Raw genomic sequence first — 15,684 nt, 5'->3', positions numbered from 1 at the left:
ATCAGTTCCGGCGCGCGAGCAGCCGGTAGGCGTTGGAGAAACCGATGCGCCGGGCGAGCGGGGCCGTGAGCAGGTCGAGGCCGTACACCGCCGCAGCGGCCGGAAGGAGGCCCGCCCACATCAGCTTCCGTACGCGCCGGGCCGCGGCGGACGGCGGCTTCGGGTGCCAGGGGGCGTCATCGTGCGGCACAACCCGGGAGAGCAGGAACACGAAGGCCACGGCCAAGTCCACGGGCCGGTGTGCCGCTGCGCGTTCGGCCGTCACCACGGTGAAGCCGCTCTCCTCCAGCGCCCGTCGAAGATTGGCCATGGGCATGAGGTGCAGGTGCTGGGGCTGGAACCATGGAAGCCACCAGCGGCCCAGCAGCCCGGCGAACGCCGATCCGGGGTCGGGAACCTCGATCTGCAGCAGCCCACCCGGGCGCAATGCGGTACCGGCGGCGAGAAGTTGTGCGCGCGGATCCGGGGTGTGCTCCAGGTAGTGGTGCATGGTCACCACGTCGTATTGTTCGGCCAGGGACGGCGCGAGCTCGGTGAACACCCCGCGCAGAGCCTGCTCGATCCGTCCTTCCTTTGCGGCGGTCTCGACCCCCTCGCCCTGGTCCAGACCGTCGAAGAGGGTGTCCGGGAAAACCTCCTTCGCCGCCTGCGGGAAGTGCCCATGGCCCGTTCCGACGTCGAGCCAGCACTCGGGTTCAATGAAGGGCCTCAGCGAGCGCGCAACGGCACGGTGCCGCTTCATGTTGCCGGACCCACCGAGGAGGCGCTGCGTCGTCTCCTGGCCGAGCCCGTCGTAACAGTCGCGGTAGTAGAACTCCAGCCCCTCCCCAGTGAGTTGCGGGTTCTGGAAATGATGCCCGCACGCGAGGCACCGGTCGATGACGAAGGTGCCCGGCTTGCACTGGAGAAGGTCAGGGGTACGGATCCGCTCGCGCAGCCGGTCCGACTCGCACCAGGGGCAGGTGGTCCGTCTCGGCCCGAAGAACCGCTCCACACCGGCGGCCAGGTCGCGTTGGTAGCGGGGACGGAGTGCGGCAATGGTCTCGGCTCGCGTGGTCACGCTCCCCGTCGTATCACCATGCCGCACCCCGCTCCGCCGCTTCACCCCGGAACCACTCCAAGTGGTGACCGGTGGTGATGCGGTGTCAGGAACCGGCCGCGTAGACGTCCTCCACGTAGCGTCCCGCATCGGTCAGTTCACCCAGCCACGCATCCGATGCCCCCGCGCCGGCACCCGTCTTGCGCGCGTACAGGTCGCGCAGGGCCGCCCGGACGCCCGGGGCCATGCGGCTGCCGTCGCCGCAGACATAAATCCGGGCACCCGCCTGCAGGAGCTCCCACAGCTCGTCGCCCTCCGCGGCCATGCGGTGCTGGACGAACGGGCCGCCGTCCGCCTGGGGCAGCCGGCTGAACGCCGGGCGCACCGAGACCGGGCCGGCCTGCAGTTCGTCCGCGTGCAGGAAGTCCGCGTCGGGGGCGTCGCAGCCGAAGTACAGCAGTGCGGGGGCGAGTTCGGCGCCGGATTCCGCGGCTGCGGCCCGGTCGGCGACCGCGCCGCGGAAGGGGGCCAGGCCCGTGCCGGCGGCCACCATGATCACCGGTGCCGGGTCCCGGTGGTCGATGCGGAACGCCTCCCGGCACGGCTGGACGCGGGCGAGGACGGTGTCGCCGGGCCGGACGCGGCAGAGGTGGCCCGAGCCCGTGCCCGTGCGGGACGGGGTCTCCAGCAGCGAGACCATGAGGTCGACGTGACGGGGGTCGCGCTCCGGCGAGGACGATATGGAGTAGTTCCGCGGTCGCAGCGGCGGCAGCAGGTCGAGCAGTTCCGCCGCTCCGAGCGTGCCGCGCAGGGCGGGGTGCTGCTCGATCAGGTCCAGTACGGTGCGCGGGTCGTCGTCGCGCACCGCGCGCAGGGCGGCCTGTTCGGGCGGGCAGGGGTTGTGCGCGGCCAGGGCCTCGCGCTGCCGAGCGGTGGGCCGGTGCTGCAACTCGACGTACCGAGTGAGGAGTTCACGTACCGTCAGGGGCCGGTCGACGGGCAGGGCGTCCCGTCCCGGGGTGCGGGGACGGATGGCGAGCACCGTGTCCGGGTCCAGCCCGAAGAGGCCCGCGGCGCGGTCCACGAGGTGCTGGTCGTTGGCCGGGAGGACGGTCAGGTGGTCCGCCGTGCGGTACTCCACGCCGTCGGGCAGGGCCAGGCGCACGAAGCGCTTGGTGCGCGGGTGGGCGGGGTCGGTGAGCTCGTACGCCTCGGTGACCGTCATGGGCTGCATGCCGTGCCGCGCGGCGAGTGCGGTCAGCGGCCCGCCGGTGACCTCGGTGACGGTGTAGGCGGGGCCGTCGGGCTCCCCGTCCGGCTCCCCCGCGGCCGCCGGGTCGCCGTAGTGCTCCAGGAGGGCCGTGCGCAGGGCGCGCGTGAACTCCTCGACCGTGCCGTTGAGATCGCCCGAGGCGTCCGCCTCCGCGCGGGGCAGCAGGCGCGTGCCCCCGAGGGCGGCGAGGCGTTCGTCGAGGAGGGTGGGGACGCGCTGGTACGTGGCGGCCCAGTTGCGGTCGCCGACGCCCAGGACGGCGTACGGGACTCCGTCGGCGGCGCCCGGCGCGGCGGTTTCGGCGGCCCAGCGGACGAATGCCGACGCGTCGTCCGTGGGGCGGCCGTTGTACGAGGCGGCGACGACCACGACGGGCACGTCCGAGGGGAGTCCGTCCGCGTACGCGTCCAGCGGGGCCAGCGTCGTGGAGCAGCCCAGGCGCTCCGCTCCGTCGGCGAGGCCGTGGGCCAGGTCGCGGCAGGTGCCGTAGTTGGAGCCGTGCAGGACCAGCAGCCCGGTGCCCTGCCGGACCCTGCCCGGCTGCTGCGCGGACACGGCGTCCGCGGCCGGCTTCGACGGAGCCGTGCGGCGGGCCGGGTTGCGGCGCGCGAGCATGAGCGTGAAGCCGTCCGGCTTGAGGGTGAGCGTCTCCTTGACGCGCAGCCGGTAGCCGGTGTGGTCGAGGAGGCGGTAGCGGTGGACGATGAGGCCGAGCAGCATGGTGGCCTCGTGCAGCGCGAACTGCCGTCCGATGCAGGCGCGTTCCCCGGTGCCGAAGGGCTTGAAGGCGTGCGGCGAGCGGGCGGCCTCCGCCTCGGGGTCGAAGCGCGAGGGATCGAAGAGCTCGGGGTTGTCGCCCCAGACCGGGTCGCGGTGCAGCATCGGGGTGAGGACGGAGACGCCCTCGCCCGCGCGCAGCGGGTAGCGGCCGCCGAGCAGGGTGTCCTCCAGGGGCTCGCGGCTGAAGGCGGCCGCCGTGGGCCACAGCCGCAGGGCCTCCAGGAGGACCTGGCGTATCCAGCGCAGCCGTCCGACGTCCTCGAACGTCGGCTCGGGGTCCTGGGTGCCGCCCCACAGCTCATCGGTTTCCTGCTGGGCCAGGCGCAGGGCGACGGGGTCCTTGAGGAGGTAGTGGAGCGCGAAGGACAGGGCGCCGGAGGTGGTCTCGTGACCGGCGATGAGGAAGGTGATGACCTGGTGGCGGATGTTGGCCACGGTGAGGGTGGTGCCGTCGGTCGGGTGCACCGCGCCGAGCATCAGCCCGAGGAGGTCGTCGGTGCGGGTGTCGCCGGAGGCGGTACGGGCGGCGATGACCTCGTCCACGACGCCGGCGAGGAAGTCGGCGTCGGCGCGGAAGGCCGCGTCCTGGACGGTGAAGTCGCCGTCGGGGTCGCGCCCCAGCTGCGTCATGCTCCAGTCCAGGCAGCGCACCATGGCCCCGATGAAGGGGTGCGGCTCGGTGCGGGCGAAGGACTCGAAGTCGTAGCCGAATCCGGCCAGTCCGATGGTGTCGAGCGTCATCCGGGTCATGTCCTCGGCGACGTCGACGGGGCTGCCGGCGGCGAGCCGGGCGTCCCAGGAGTCGGTCAGGCGGCGGGCGACGCGCAGCATGGCCGGGTGGTAGGCGCGCATCGAGCCGAGGGCGAAGGCGGGCATGAGGATGTCGTGCGCCCTGGCCCAGTTGGGCTCGTCGTTGTAGGCGGTGAAGAGTCCGTCGGCGGTGAACTCGCGGACGTTCTCCAGCGCCGGTCCGACGTGCTTGGTGAAGCGCTCCTCGTCGCACAGCTCGGTGACCAGGTCGAGGGAGGAGACGAAGAGCCGGTCGCCGCCGTGCAGCCGGCGCCGGAGGACGGGGCCGTGCCGCCGGGCCAGTCGCATGACCTGTTGCATCGGGGTGTCGGTGGCGCCGACGGCGGAGACGTCCACCGTCGGAACGGGCGCAAGGGCCTCGGTCGTTCGGTTCATACAGCAAGGGTGGGTGCCCCGGGGCCGGTCCGTGGGTCCCGGGACTGCATGATTGTGCAGTGAAAGCCCGGCGCGTCGCTCTTGCGTACGAGCACGGCATGAGCAAGGGGGCGGATGCCGATGGACGAAGACCACGAACACAGTGACCGCAGTGCCGAGTGGTTCGCGTGGCGCAATCACTTCCTGGCGCTGCTCGACCGGCTCCCGGTGCCGATCGCGGTCTGCCGGGCGGACGGCGAGATCACGGTGGCGAACCCGGCCATGGCGGCCGAGTGGGGCACGGTCCCCGGCCGGCTGCGCGGCCGCAGGCTGCTGGACCTCTTCGTGCCCCAGGACAGCACCCAGCTCCGGCGGCTGACCGAGGCCCTGCGCCTGGGCCGCCGCTCCCGCTACGCCTTCGAGGTGCGCTGGCCGACGGGCCGGGACGGCGTCGAGCGGGCGGGCGACCTGCTGGTGGACCTGGTCGGCGAGGCGTCGCCGACGGCCTATCCGATGCTGCTCGCGGTGCTGCGGGTACGGGCCGACGTGCCGCCGCCCGCGCCGCAACCGGCGGTCGGCGTGAGCGAGGTGGAGGGCCGCATCCTCGCCCTGGCGGCCACCGGGGCCACGACGGCCGCGATCGGCACGGCGGTCGGGCTGACCGTCGACGGCGTCAACTACCACCTCACCCGCCTCTCCCGCCGCTGGCGGGTGCCGAACCGCACGGCCCTGGTGGCCAAGGCGTACGTCCTCGGGGTACTCGCCCCGGACCACTGGCCGCCCGAGCCTCAGGCCGCGCGCGGCGGGTGACGCAGCACGCAGTCCCCGCACATGCCGCCGCCCGACGGCACCCGGTAGTAGAGACAGCAGGTGCGGCGGACGAACCCGCGGTCGGTGAACGTCCCGGTGTCCCGCAGCAGCGGATCCTCGAAGAGACCGCGCACCAGGGCGACCGCGCGGTCCGCGTCCTGGCCGCGCCCCTGCTGCACGCACCACGTGTGCAGCACGCGCAGCGAACCGGCCAGCGACGAGCCCGCGTTGCCCCACAACAACCGCGAGGAGACGGGGACCAGGGCACGGGTGGAGTCGTGCAACGGGACCAGGAGGCCGTGCAGCACGGCGGGGGCGATGCGGGAGGACGGCAGCGGTGCCGCCCCGGACAACCGCAGGTCCTCCGGGGCGGTGGCGGCCGGATCCCACCGCACCGGTGCGAGATCGGGGATCTCACCGGTGAGCACGGCGGACCCGAGCGCGACGGACAACAGCCGCCCGGCGATGCCCTGGTAGGCGACGGAGGCGGCAACTCGCCGGTCATCGGTACCGAGCCGCTCGCCGACGACCCGGATCCGGAGGCGGAGGGCGTCCTCGGAGAGGAGGGGGAGCCCTCCGGGCTCGGCGGTCAGGCCGAAGAACGCCCCTATGTCGGCAAGCTGGTCAAGACGCATGCCGACAAGTCTCCCAGGGCGGGCGCCCCGTCAGGGGCGCGGGGCAGCTACTTCCCCAGCTACCGCTGGGGGTGCCCCCAGCGGCTCCGCCGCGTGGGCGCGACCAGCCGGAACGAACCCGCGCCTAAACGACCCGCGGCACCACGCAGTCGATCAAAAACGGCCCCGGCTCCGCGAGCCCCCGCTCCAGCAGCGCCACAAACTCATCGGCCGTGGCCGCCCGCGCAGCAGGAACCCCCATCCCCTCCGCCATGGCCGCGAAGTCCAACGGCGGCCGGGAGAGGTCGAACATCGCGTCGCCCCGTTCCCCGCCACCTGCCTGCCGAAGCTCCATGCCGAGCACCGCATAGGCCCGGTTGTCGAAGACGACCGTCGTCACGTTCAGCCCCTCCCGCGCCTGCGTCCACAGCGCCTGGAGCGTGTACATGGCGCTGCCGTCGGACTCCAGGCACAGCACCGGGCGGTCCGGGCAGGCGAGGGCCGCGCCCGTCGCGACCGGCAGGCCCTGGCCGATGGCGCCTCCGGTGAGGGTGAGCCAGTCGTGCCGGGGCGCTCCGGCCGTGGCGGCGGGGAGCCAGAGGCCGGAGGTGTTGGCCTCGTCCACGACGATCGCGCCCTCGGGCAGCAGGGCACCGACGGCCTGGGCGGCGGACTCGGCGGTGAGCGCGCCCGTGGGGCGGCCGGGGCGCTCGGGGCGCGGGGCCTCGGGGGCGGCCGTCCCGTCCCCGTCCAGCTGCCCGGCCAGCCACTCCAGCGCGTCGGCCGCCGAGCCCACGCCCTTGCCCAGCAGCGGGTGGACGTCGCATCCCTCCGGCACGAGGTCGCTGGCCCGGCCGGGGTACGCGAAGAAGGTGACGGGCGAGGAGGCGCCCGCGAGCACCAGGTGCCGGACGCCCGCGAGCTGGGCGTCGGCGGTCTCCGGGAGGTAGCCGAGCCGCTCGATCTCCGGGAGTCCGCCGCCCCGTTCGAGCCGCGCGGGGAAGGTCTCGCACAGCAGCCGGGCCCCGGTGGCCGCGGCGATGCGGGCGGCGGCGCGCAGCCCGCGTGCACGGGTGGCGTCGCCGCCGAGCAGGATGACCGCCGGCTCGCCGGTGGCCAGCGCGGCCGCGATGCGGTCCTCGCCGGGGTCGGGGAAGGTGCCCAGCCCGGTCACGGCCGCCTCCTGCGGCGGGGTGTGCTCCCAGGTCACGTCGGCGGGCACGATGAGCGTGGCGACCTGCCCCTCCTCGGCGCGGGCGACGGCCTCGGCCACGTCGGCGCCCAGGGCGGCCACGTCGCGGGTGCGGCGCACCCAGCCGGAGACGGCGCCGGCGAGCGCGTCGATGTCGGATTCGAGGGGGCTGTCGTAGGGCTTGTGCAGCAGCGCGTGGTCGCCGACGACGTTGACCACGGGGGTGCGTGCCCGGCGGGCGTTGTGGAGGTTGGCGAGGCCGTTGGCCAGGCCGGGGCCGAGGTGCAGGAGCGTACAGGCGGGGCGGCCGGCCATCCGCCCGTAGCCGTCGGCGGCTCCTGTGGCCACGCCTTCGAAGAGGCAGAGGACGGGCCGCATGCCGGGCACCCGGTCCAGGGCGGCGACGGTGTGCATCTCCGACGTGCCGGGGTTGGTGAAGCACACGTCGACTCCGCTGTCGAGGAGTGCCTGCAGAAGGGTGTGGGCGCCGTTCACCGAAGGGGACATGGCGTCAGTGTGACGGCAGGCCGGTTCCCGGGGAAGCGACTCCGGACCACCACGCCCACCATCCGACGCATCCTTGACACCCCGAACCGCCCACGCGAGCCTCTGCCCGACAACCCTGACGTCGATGTCGACGCACACCTGAGGGGCGTGGACCATGAGATGCACCGGAAGGACGCGGCTGCGCGCGGGCGCCGCCGCACTCGCCCTCGCGGCAGCGCTGGGCGGCACCGCACTCGTACCGTCCCAGGCCCGGGCGGAAGGCCGGCTCACGGACCTGGTGAACCCGTTCATCGGCACCGAGAACGAGGGCAACACCTTCCCCGGGGCGGCCGTTCCGTTCGGCATGGTGCAGTTCTCCCCGGACACCGGTCACGACACCGGGTACGACTACAAGGACGGCCACATCCGCGGCTTCAGCACCGTGCACCTGTCCGGCGTCGGCTGCCGGCTCGGCGGCGACCTGCCGGTGCTGCCCACCACGGGCGACGTGACGCAGACCGACAACGCCCGCTATGCGGCCGGGTTCAGCCACCGCGACGAGAGCGCGAGACCCGGCTACTACCGGGTCAAGCTCTCCGGCGGCATCACCGCCGAGCTGACGGCGACCGCCCGCACCGGGCGGCAGCGCTACACCTTCCCCGCCACCGGCAAGGCCAACGTCCTTTTCGATGCAGGGCAGTCGCTGCACAAGACGGTCTCCAGCTCCGTGCAGGTCGTCGACGACCGCACCGTGCGCACCACCATCACCGGCCGCGGTTTCTGCCAGGACACCAAGCCGTACACCGTCTACACGCTCACCCGCTTCGACCGGCCCTTCGCCGCCTACGGGACGTGGAAGGACGACCGGGTGAGCACCGGCACCCGGGCCTCCAGCTCCGCCGGCCGCAACGGCGCGTGGGTGCGCTTCGACACCTCCCGCAACCGCACGGTCGAGGCCTCCACGGCCGTCAGTTACGTGGACGCGAACGGCGCCGAGCGCAACCTCCGTGCGGAGGAGGCGAGTTTCGACCGCACCGCCGAGGCGGCGGGCGACGCGTGGGAGCGGCGGCTGGCCGACGTGGGCGTACAGGGCGGCAGCCGCACCCTGCGCCGTACCTTCTACTCCTCGCTCTACCGCTCGTTCCTCTCCCCCAACGTCGGCAGCGACACCGACGGCCGCTACACCGGCTGGGACCAGCGCGTCCATCAGGCCAAGGGGTTCACGTACTACCAGAACTGGTCGCTGTGGGACACCTATCGCACGCAGGCGCAGCTGCTGTCGCTGCTCGCGCCGCGCGAGGCGCGGGACATGGCGCTGTCGGTGCTGCGGATCGACGCGGAGAGCGGCTGGCTGCCCAAGTGGGGCTACGGGACGGTCGAGACGAACATCATGACCGGCGACCCGGTGACGCCGTACCTCACCAACGCCTTCGAGCAGGGCCTGCTGACGGGCCACGAGGAGGAGGCGTACCGGGCGCTGAAGAAGAACGCGGACGGGATGCCCCCGGCGTCGTCCCCGGCGGTGGGGCGCGAGGGCAACGCCCAGTACATCAGGGACGGTTACGTGCCGTACCTGCCCGACCGGCCGCAGCAGAAGCCCGGCGACTCGGACTTCCGCCAGGGCGCCTCGGCGACCCTGGAGTACGCGGTGGCGGACGGTGCGCTGTCCCGGATGGCCCGGGCGCTGGGGCACCGCGCGGACGCCGACCGCTACGCGGCCCGTTCCCGCAACTACCGCAAGGTCTTCGACCGCAGCACCGGCTTCTTCCGGCCCCGCGACGCCAAGGGCGCGTTCACCGGTTCCGCCGACCCGGCGAAGAGCCCGGGGTTCCACGAGGGCACGGCCTGGCAGTACCAGTGGCTGGTGCCGCAGGACCTGCCGGGCATGATGGAGCTGATCGGCGGCCGGGACGCCGCGGACAAGCGGCTGGACTCCTTCTTCGCCTACGACCGGCTGTTGCAGGACCCGGAGCGCACCGCGCGCGAGGTGTGGGTCAACGGCCCGTACGACTACTACAACGCCGACAAGTACAACCCGCAGAACGAGCCGGACCTGATCGCCCCGTACACCTACCTCGCCACCGGGCGCCCGTGGAAGACGACGGACGTGGTGCACGCGGCGCTGACCCTCTTCACCGACACCCCGACGGGGATGACCGGCAACGACGACCTGGGCACGATGTCGGCGTGGATGGTGCTGTCGTCGATCGGGGTGTACCCGGTGCAGCCGGGGACGGACGTATGGGGCCTGAGCACCCCGGTGTTCGACCGGGTGGACCTGCGCCTGGACCGGAACTGGTATCCGCACGGGCGGTTCACGGTGACCGCCCCGGGCACCTCGGACCGGGACCGGTACGTGCGGTCCGTGCAGCTCGACGGGCGCGGGCTGGACCGTACGTACCTGACGACGGCGGCCCTCAAGGGCGGTGAGCGGCTGGACTTCACGGTCGGCCCGGAGCCGTCCGGATGGGGGACGGGCGTGCGGGCCGGGGCACCCGCCATCGGCTGATCCGCCGGGCCGGCGCGGGGCGGCGTCTTCCGTCGCCGCCCCCCGCTCGGCGATGATGACCTGCGATCCCCGTCAGGGTCGACGAGAGGACAACGCATGGCCGGGCTCCGGGTGGGCGAGGGCATCCTGCGGCGCAAACCCATCGAGACGATCGAAGAGGCCGAGGCGGCCGAGGCGGCGGGGCCGGCGCTGAACCGTTCCCTCGGTCTGTGGCAGCTGACCGCGATCGGGGTCGGCGGCATCATCGGCGCCGGTATCTTCAGCCTCGCGGGCACCATCGCCAACGGCGTGGCGGGCCCGGCGGTGCTGGTGTCCTTCCTGATCGCTGGGGTCGCGAGCGCGGCGGCGGCCTTCTCCTACGCGGAGTTCGCGGGCCTGATCCCGCGGGCGGGCTCCGCCTACACCTACGGGTACGCGGTGCTCGGCGAGATCGGCGGCTGGTTCATCGGCTGGGACCTGCTGCTGGAGTACACGGCGATCGTGGCGGTCGTGGCGATCGGCATCTCGGGCTACATCAACTTCCTGGTCACGGAGACGCACGCGCACCTGCCGGCCTGGATGCTGGGGGCGCCGGGGACGGGGCACGGGCACCGGGTGGACCTGTTCGCGGCGGTGCTGTGCCTGCTGATCGCCTACCTGCTCACGCTGGGGATCAAGAGCGCGGCCCGGTTCGAGACGATCGTCGTGGGCCTGAAGGTCATCGTCGTCCTGCTGGTGATCGCCGTCGGCTTCTTCCACATCAAGACCTCCCACTACACCCCCTTCTTCCCCTTCGGCCTCAGCGGTGCGTTCACGGGGGCGGCCACGGTCTTCTTCGCGGTGTTCGGCTACGACGCCATGTCGACGGCGGCCGAGGAGTCCAAGGACGCCCAGCACCACATGCCGCGGGCGATCCTGTACTCGCTGGGCATCTCGATGGTGCTGTACGTGCTGGCCTGTCTGGTGCTGACGGGCATGCAGGACTACCGGGACATCGACAAGGCGAGCGGGTTCTCCACGGCGTTCAAGTCCGTGGGCCTGAGCGGGATCGCGGACGTCATCGCGGTCGGCGCGATCATCGGCATCCTCACGGTGATGTTCACCTTCATGCTCGGTGTGACGCGCGTGTGGTTCGCGATGAGCCGGGACGGGCTGCTGCCGCGCTGGTTCGCCAAGACGCACCCGACACGGCACGTGCCGACGCGGGTGACGTGGATCGTGGGCGTCGCGTCGGCGGTGATCGCCGGCTTCATCCCGATCGGCGAGGCGGCCGAACTGACCAACATCGGCATCCTGCTGGCCTTCGCCGTGGTGTGCACGGCGGTGATCGTGCTGCGCTACAAGCAGCCCGAACTCCCGCGCAGCTTCCGCTGCCCGTGGGTCCCGGTCGTCCCCGGCATCGGGGTCGCCGCATCGATCTGGCTCATCACCTACCTGGCGTGGGAGACGTGGGTACGGTTCGCGGTGTGGTTCGTCATCGGGCTGGCGATCTACTTCACGTACTCGTACAAGCACTCGGAACTGGCGACGGCGGACGCCAGGGGGATTCCGCAGGCGTGAGCGCCCCGCTGCGGTCCGTCGACTGCGGACCTTGCGTGGCTGGTCGCGCAGTTCCCCGCGCCCCTCTCAGGGCGCGAGCAACCGTCCACAGTCCGCACTCAGTCCGGAACCGCCACGAGCACATGGGACTTGGGGGTCCCGGCCACCGACACCGTCCGCTCCTCCTTCAGCCGCAACCCGGCCGAGGCCAGCAACGCCTCGTGCTCCTCACGCGTGCGCTCGCGCCCGCCGATGAGCATCATCGTCAGGTCCGCGCACTTGCCCATGTCGAAACCGGGTTCGCTCGAAACCACCTGCTCGAAGAGCAGGAGCCGCGCGTCGTCGCGCATCGCCGCGCGCACGGTTCGAAGGATCTGCGTCGCCTGATCGTCCGGCCAGTTGTGCAGGCAACGGGCGATGACATAGGCATCGTGGTCCCCCGGCGCCGTCTCGAAAAAGCTGCCCTCGGCAAGAACGCAGCGGTCGGCGACCCCCGCGGCCGCCAGCCGCTCCCGGGCGCCCGCGAGGGCCTCGGGCCGTTCCAGCAGGGTGGCCCGCAGGGCCGGATCGTGCCGCAGGGCGAGCTCGACCAGGACGCCGTCCCCGCCGCCGAGGTCGGCGAGCGAGCCGATGCCGTCGAACACCCCGTCCGCCAGGGCCGCCCGGACGAGCAGCGGGAGGCTGCGGGCGAGGGCGTCGTAGAACACCTTGCCGGCGGCCGGGTCCCGTTCCAGGTAGGCGAAGAAGGGCATGCCGTAGACCTTCTCCGAGGCCGGCTGCCCGGTGCGCACGGTGTGCAGCAGCTCGGCGTGCCAGGGGCGGAAGATCTCGTGGTGGAGTTCGAGGAACGGACCGAGCGGGCTCTCGGAGTCCGTGCGCAGCTGCCGTCCCGTGTCGTTGAGCGCGAAGTACCCGGCGGGGCCCTCGGTGAACACGCCGAGGGCGGCGAGGGTGCGCAGCAGCCGGGCCAGGGCCCCGGGGTCGGCGCCGACTTCTGCGGCGATCTCCTGTGCGGGGCGCGGGAGTTCGGTCAGGCGGTCGGCGACGCCGAGCCTGACGGCCGCATGGCCGGCGTGCGCGGTCCAGACGCCGGTGACGATCCGGCCCAGCAGTTGGGCGGCCGCCTGCCGTTCCCGGCCGTGGGCCGCCCGGTCGGCCGCGCTCACCGGGGTGCCCCCGGGAAGGGCGGCGGGGTGACGCCGCGCTCGCGCAGCTTCGTCCGGAATGCCTCGACGTCGGACATGTCGTCGGTGAACTCGCCGGCGATGAGGCCCGAGACGAGGGTGACGAAGTCGATGTGGGCGGGCATCTCGGCGGTGGGGTCGAAGATCTGCTGGGCCTCTTCGTAGTAGTCCTCGCGGTGCTTGGACTGGTCGTAGAAGGCGCGCACGAAGTCGAGGATGCCGTCGAGGAACCGGCGGTAGCCCTGCTCGTACTGCTCCAGCACGGCGTCGGCGGACGCGGGGTCGTCCAGCAGGGCCGCGACGGTGGTGGCCGCGGTCGAGCCTCCGCGCAGGGCCAGGGTGACGCCGGTGGACAGCAGCGGGTCGACGAAGGCCGCGGCGTCGCCGACGGCGATCCAGCCGGGGCCGGAGAACCGCTGCAGGTGGTAGGACCAGTCCTTGGTGGTGCGGTGGCCGCTGACCCGGGTCGCGCTCTTCATCAGCCCGGCGACCCCGCGCGAGCCCTCGACGCGGTCGGCGAAGAGCTCCTCGGGGCTCTCGCCGGCGGCGGCCAGCAGGGCGGTCTGGGTGACGTAACCGATGCTGGTGGTGCCGTCGCTGAGCGGGATGAACCACAGCCAGCCGCCGGGGACGTGCTCGATGAGGATGTTGCCGGCCTCGCGGCCGGGCAGCGTCTCGCAGCCCTGGTAGTAGGCCCAGACGGCGATGTTGCGCAGGTCCTCGTGCCACTCGACGAGCCCGAAGTGGCGGCCCAGCCAGCGCTGTTGGCCGGAGGCGTCGACGACGACCCGGGCCCGTGCCTCCAGGCTCTGCGCGCTGCCGCGGAGCTGGTAGCGGACGCCGTCGAGGCGCTCCCCGGTGAAGAGCGGCTCCTTGACGACCGCCTCCTCGACGACGTCCGCGCCCAGGGTGCGGGCGTGGGTGAGCAGCAGGGCGTCGAAGTCGGCGCGGCGCACCTGGTAGGCGTAGGGGTACGGGCCGCCGTCCTCGAAGGAGAAGTTCCACGACGGGCGGCCCTTGCCCCACACGAGGCTGCCGCCGTACTTCCTGGTGAAGCCCATGCCGTCGAGCTTCTCGCGCAGGCCGAGCCGGTCCAGGGTGGGCCACACGCCGGGGATGAGGGATTCGCCGATGTGGTAGCGCGGGAACTTCTCGCGCTCCAGGACGAGCACGCTGCGCCCCTCCCGGGCCAGCAGTCCTGCGGTGGACGCGCCGGCGGGGCCGCCGCCGACCACGATGACGTCGTACACGGTGGCGGGTTCGTCATTCATGAGCCGTACCTCCTTCTGCAACGTGGCTGTAGACCACGTCGTAGGCGCACTGACTGCCCTGGGTGAGTTCGCCGATGGGCGCGAAGTGCGGGGCCACGGCGGGGTCGCGGACCATGGCCTCGAAGTCCTCGCGCCGGGTCCACTGGGTGTAGTCCACGACCTGGTAGCCGTCGATGCTGCGGTGGACGTTGCCCGAGACGTAGCCGGGGCGGTGCCGGATCAGCTCCTCGTGGGCCTTGACGATGAGGTCCACGAGACGCTGCTGGTCGCGTGGTTTTGTCGGGAACACGTTGATGAATGTGGCGAGTTGAGCTTCCGTCGAGATCTCGGCCATCTTCCGCCGCCCCTCCGTTCGCGCCTCTTGCGCTGTCACCTCCAGTATGTAGAGTCTGTCATTGAGTAAGTCAATGGATGGTCCCGTAAAGCAACTGCCCGAGGGGAACAGACAGATGACCGAGAACTCCGGCCGCCCGGATCCGCGGGCCGCCACCCGCCTGCGCGAACTGGGCATGAGCCTGGGCTTCGCCGGCGCCCTGCGCGCCGCCGTCCGGCTGCACGTCCCCGACGCCATCGGCGACAAGCCCTGCACCGCCGAGGAGTTGGCGCCCCGCATCGGCGCCCACGCCGACACCCTGGAGCGCCTGCTGCGGGCGCTGTCGGTGCACGGCGTCCTCGAGGAGCTGGACGAGCGCCGCTTCGGCCACACCGAGCTGTCCCGGCTGCTGCGCGAGGACGAGCCCGGCGGCATGCGCTTCATCGTCCTGTGGGCCACCGCCCCCTGGACCTGGCAGGCCTGGCCCCGCCTGGAGGAGGCAGTGCGCACCGGGGAGAACGTCTTCGAGCCGCTCTACGGGCGGGACTTCTTCGGCTACCTCGCCGAGGACGACCCCGAGGCCGCGCAGACCTTCGACCGCGCCATGACGCAGTCCAGCCGCATCACCTCGGCCCCGGTGGCCGACGCCCTCGACCTGACGGGCGTCACCAGCGTCGTCGACATCGGCGGCGGCCAGGGGCACCTGCTGCAGACGCTGATGGAACGTCACCCCGGCCTGCACGGCACGCTGTTCGACCTGCCGACCGTGGTGCCTGGCGCCCTGGAGGGGCTGCGCGAGCGGGAGCGGGCCGGGCGCTGCACGATCACCGGCGGCGACTGCCGCGAGACCCTGCCCGACGGCCTGGACCTGTACGTCTTCAAGAACGTCCTGGAGTGGGACGACGAGAGCTCGCTGGCCGCCCTGCGCAACGTGGTGGCCCACGGCGGCCCGGGCGCGCGGATCTCCCTCGTGCAGAACCTGGTCGAGGACAGCTCCGAGATCAAGGTGACCACGGCCATGGACCTCTTCCTGCTGCTCAACGTGGGCGGCAAGAAGCACACCGCGGCCGGGCTCGCCGCCCTGTTCGACCGCGCGGGCCTGCGCTTCGACGGCTACCGCCCGGTGCCCGGCACCAGCCTGCACGTGGTCGAGGGCGCCGTGCCGCGGCCCGGCGAGGAGGAGGGCGCATGAGCCGGGCCGCCGAGGACCACCTGCGGATCCTGTTCCTCGTCCGCGTCGAGGACGGCGCCGAGGAGGACTTCCGCAAGGCCTACGAGCAGATCCGGTGGACCGTCGCCGCGGCCGAAGGCCATGTCGCCGACCAGCTCTGCCAGTCGACGGTGGAGCCGCACGAGTGGCTGATCACCAGCGAGTGGGAGTCGGCCGCGCACTACGCGGCCTGGGCCCGCCACGAGGGCCACCGGGATCTCGCGGCCCCCATCGTCGCCACCACCAGCAGCCGCATCCACAAACCGTTCGCCGTGCGCAGCCGGACCGCACGCGCCGACGGACGGCAGTGAAGAAGGAGCA

General features: G+C 72.5%; 12 protein-coding genes. 5 read left to right on the top strand and 7 right to left on the bottom strand.

The genetic code is table 11. The features are described from left to right. Position 1: 1 nt before the first annotated feature. Both ACLHRZ_RS05190 and ACLHRZ_RS05185 read right to left on the bottom strand, forming a co-directional pair. A complete protein-coding gene (locus ACLHRZ_RS05190; RefSeq protein ID WP_490417043.1) occupies positions 2–1,060 on the bottom strand; it encodes a class I SAM-dependent methyltransferase in 1,059 nt (352 codons plus the stop codon). Between the two features lie 85 nt (positions 1,061–1,145). Further along, positions 1,146–4,277 carry a cytochrome P450 gene (locus ACLHRZ_RS05185; RefSeq protein WP_490417042.1) on the bottom strand — a complete coding sequence of 1,044 codons (3,132 nt, stop codon included), beginning with the start codon at positions 4,275–4,277 and terminating at the stop codon, positions 1,146–1,148. Between the two features lie 120 nt (positions 4,278–4,397). On the opposite strand from ACLHRZ_RS05185, the gene ACLHRZ_RS05180 reads away from it, so the two are divergent. Further along, a complete protein-coding gene (locus ACLHRZ_RS05180; RefSeq protein WP_490417041.1) occupies positions 4,398–5,066 on the top strand; it encodes a PAS domain-containing protein in 669 nt (222 codons plus the stop codon). Here the strand turns inward: ACLHRZ_RS05180 and ACLHRZ_RS05175 are convergent. Next, positions 5,045–5,701 (bottom strand): (2Fe-2S)-binding protein, encoded by a 657-nt coding sequence (locus tag ACLHRZ_RS05175; RefSeq protein WP_490417040.1) that lies wholly within the window; start codon positions 5,699–5,701, stop codon positions 5,045–5,047. The two genes, ACLHRZ_RS05180 and ACLHRZ_RS05175, sit on opposite strands and share 22 nt — an antisense overlap. Positions 5,702–5,825: 124 nt before the next feature. After that, positions 5,826–7,379 carry an acetolactate synthase large subunit gene (locus tag ACLHRZ_RS05170; protein ID WP_490417039.1) on the bottom strand — a complete coding sequence of 518 codons (1,554 nt, stop codon included), beginning with the start codon at positions 7,377–7,379 and terminating at the stop codon, positions 5,826–5,828. A 154-nt stretch (positions 7,380–7,533) separates the two neighbouring features. Here ACLHRZ_RS05170 and ACLHRZ_RS05165 point away from each other — a divergent pair, with 154 nt between their 5' ends. Both ACLHRZ_RS05165 and ACLHRZ_RS05160 read left to right on the top strand, forming a co-directional pair. Further along, on the top strand, positions 7,534–9,867 hold the full coding sequence (locus tag ACLHRZ_RS05165) for a GH92 family glycosyl hydrolase (RefSeq protein WP_490417038.1): 2,334 nt from the start codon (positions 7,534–7,536) through the stop codon (positions 9,865–9,867). 96 nt (positions 9,868–9,963) lie between these two features. Continuing rightward, positions 9,964–11,406 (top strand): amino acid permease, encoded by a 1,443-nt coding sequence (locus tag ACLHRZ_RS05160; RefSeq protein ID WP_490417037.1) that lies wholly within the window; start codon positions 9,964–9,966, stop codon positions 11,404–11,406. Positions 11,407–11,504: 98 nt separating this feature from the next. On the opposite strand, the gene ACLHRZ_RS05155 is transcribed toward ACLHRZ_RS05160, so the two are convergent. Genes ACLHRZ_RS05155 through ACLHRZ_RS05145 form a run of 3 tightly spaced genes read right to left on the bottom strand, consistent with a single transcriptional unit; the run spans position 11,505 to position 14,174 of the window. Continuing rightward, on the bottom strand, positions 11,505–12,551 hold the full coding sequence (locus ACLHRZ_RS05155) for a methyltransferase (RefSeq protein ID WP_490417036.1): 1,047 nt from the start codon (positions 12,549–12,551) through the stop codon (positions 11,505–11,507). After that, positions 12,548–13,840, bottom strand: a complete 1,293-nt coding sequence (locus tag ACLHRZ_RS05150) for an NAD(P)/FAD-dependent oxidoreductase (protein WP_490417035.1) — start codon at positions 13,838–13,840, stop codon at positions 12,548–12,550. The genes ACLHRZ_RS05155 and ACLHRZ_RS05150 overlap by 4 nt, the downstream gene beginning before the upstream one ends. Next, a complete protein-coding gene (locus ACLHRZ_RS05145; RefSeq protein WP_490417034.1) occupies positions 13,833–14,174 on the bottom strand; it encodes an antibiotic biosynthesis monooxygenase family protein in 342 nt (113 codons plus the stop codon). Before ACLHRZ_RS05145 ends, ACLHRZ_RS05150 begins: the two co-directional genes overlap by 8 nt. Positions 14,175–14,289: 115 nt before the next feature. Between ACLHRZ_RS05145 and ACLHRZ_RS05140 the strand changes: the two genes are divergently transcribed. Both ACLHRZ_RS05140 and ACLHRZ_RS05135 read left to right on the top strand, forming a co-directional pair. Next, on the top strand, positions 14,290–15,345 hold the full coding sequence (locus ACLHRZ_RS05140; protein ID WP_490417033.1) for a methyltransferase: 1,056 nt from the start codon (positions 14,290–14,292) through the stop codon (positions 15,343–15,345). Beyond that, positions 15,342–15,674, top strand: a complete 333-nt coding sequence (locus ACLHRZ_RS05135) for an antibiotic biosynthesis monooxygenase family protein (RefSeq protein WP_490417032.1) — start codon at positions 15,342–15,344, stop codon at positions 15,672–15,674. The genes ACLHRZ_RS05140 and ACLHRZ_RS05135 overlap by 4 nt, the downstream gene beginning before the upstream one ends. The last annotated feature ends 10 nt before the right edge of the window (positions 15,675–15,684 follow it).

The organism is Streptomyces sp. AM25 (genome assembly GCF_058146165.1).
The sequence above is the reverse complement of the archived record's forward strand: the minus strand, read 5'-3'. Positions and strand labels throughout refer to the sequence as shown.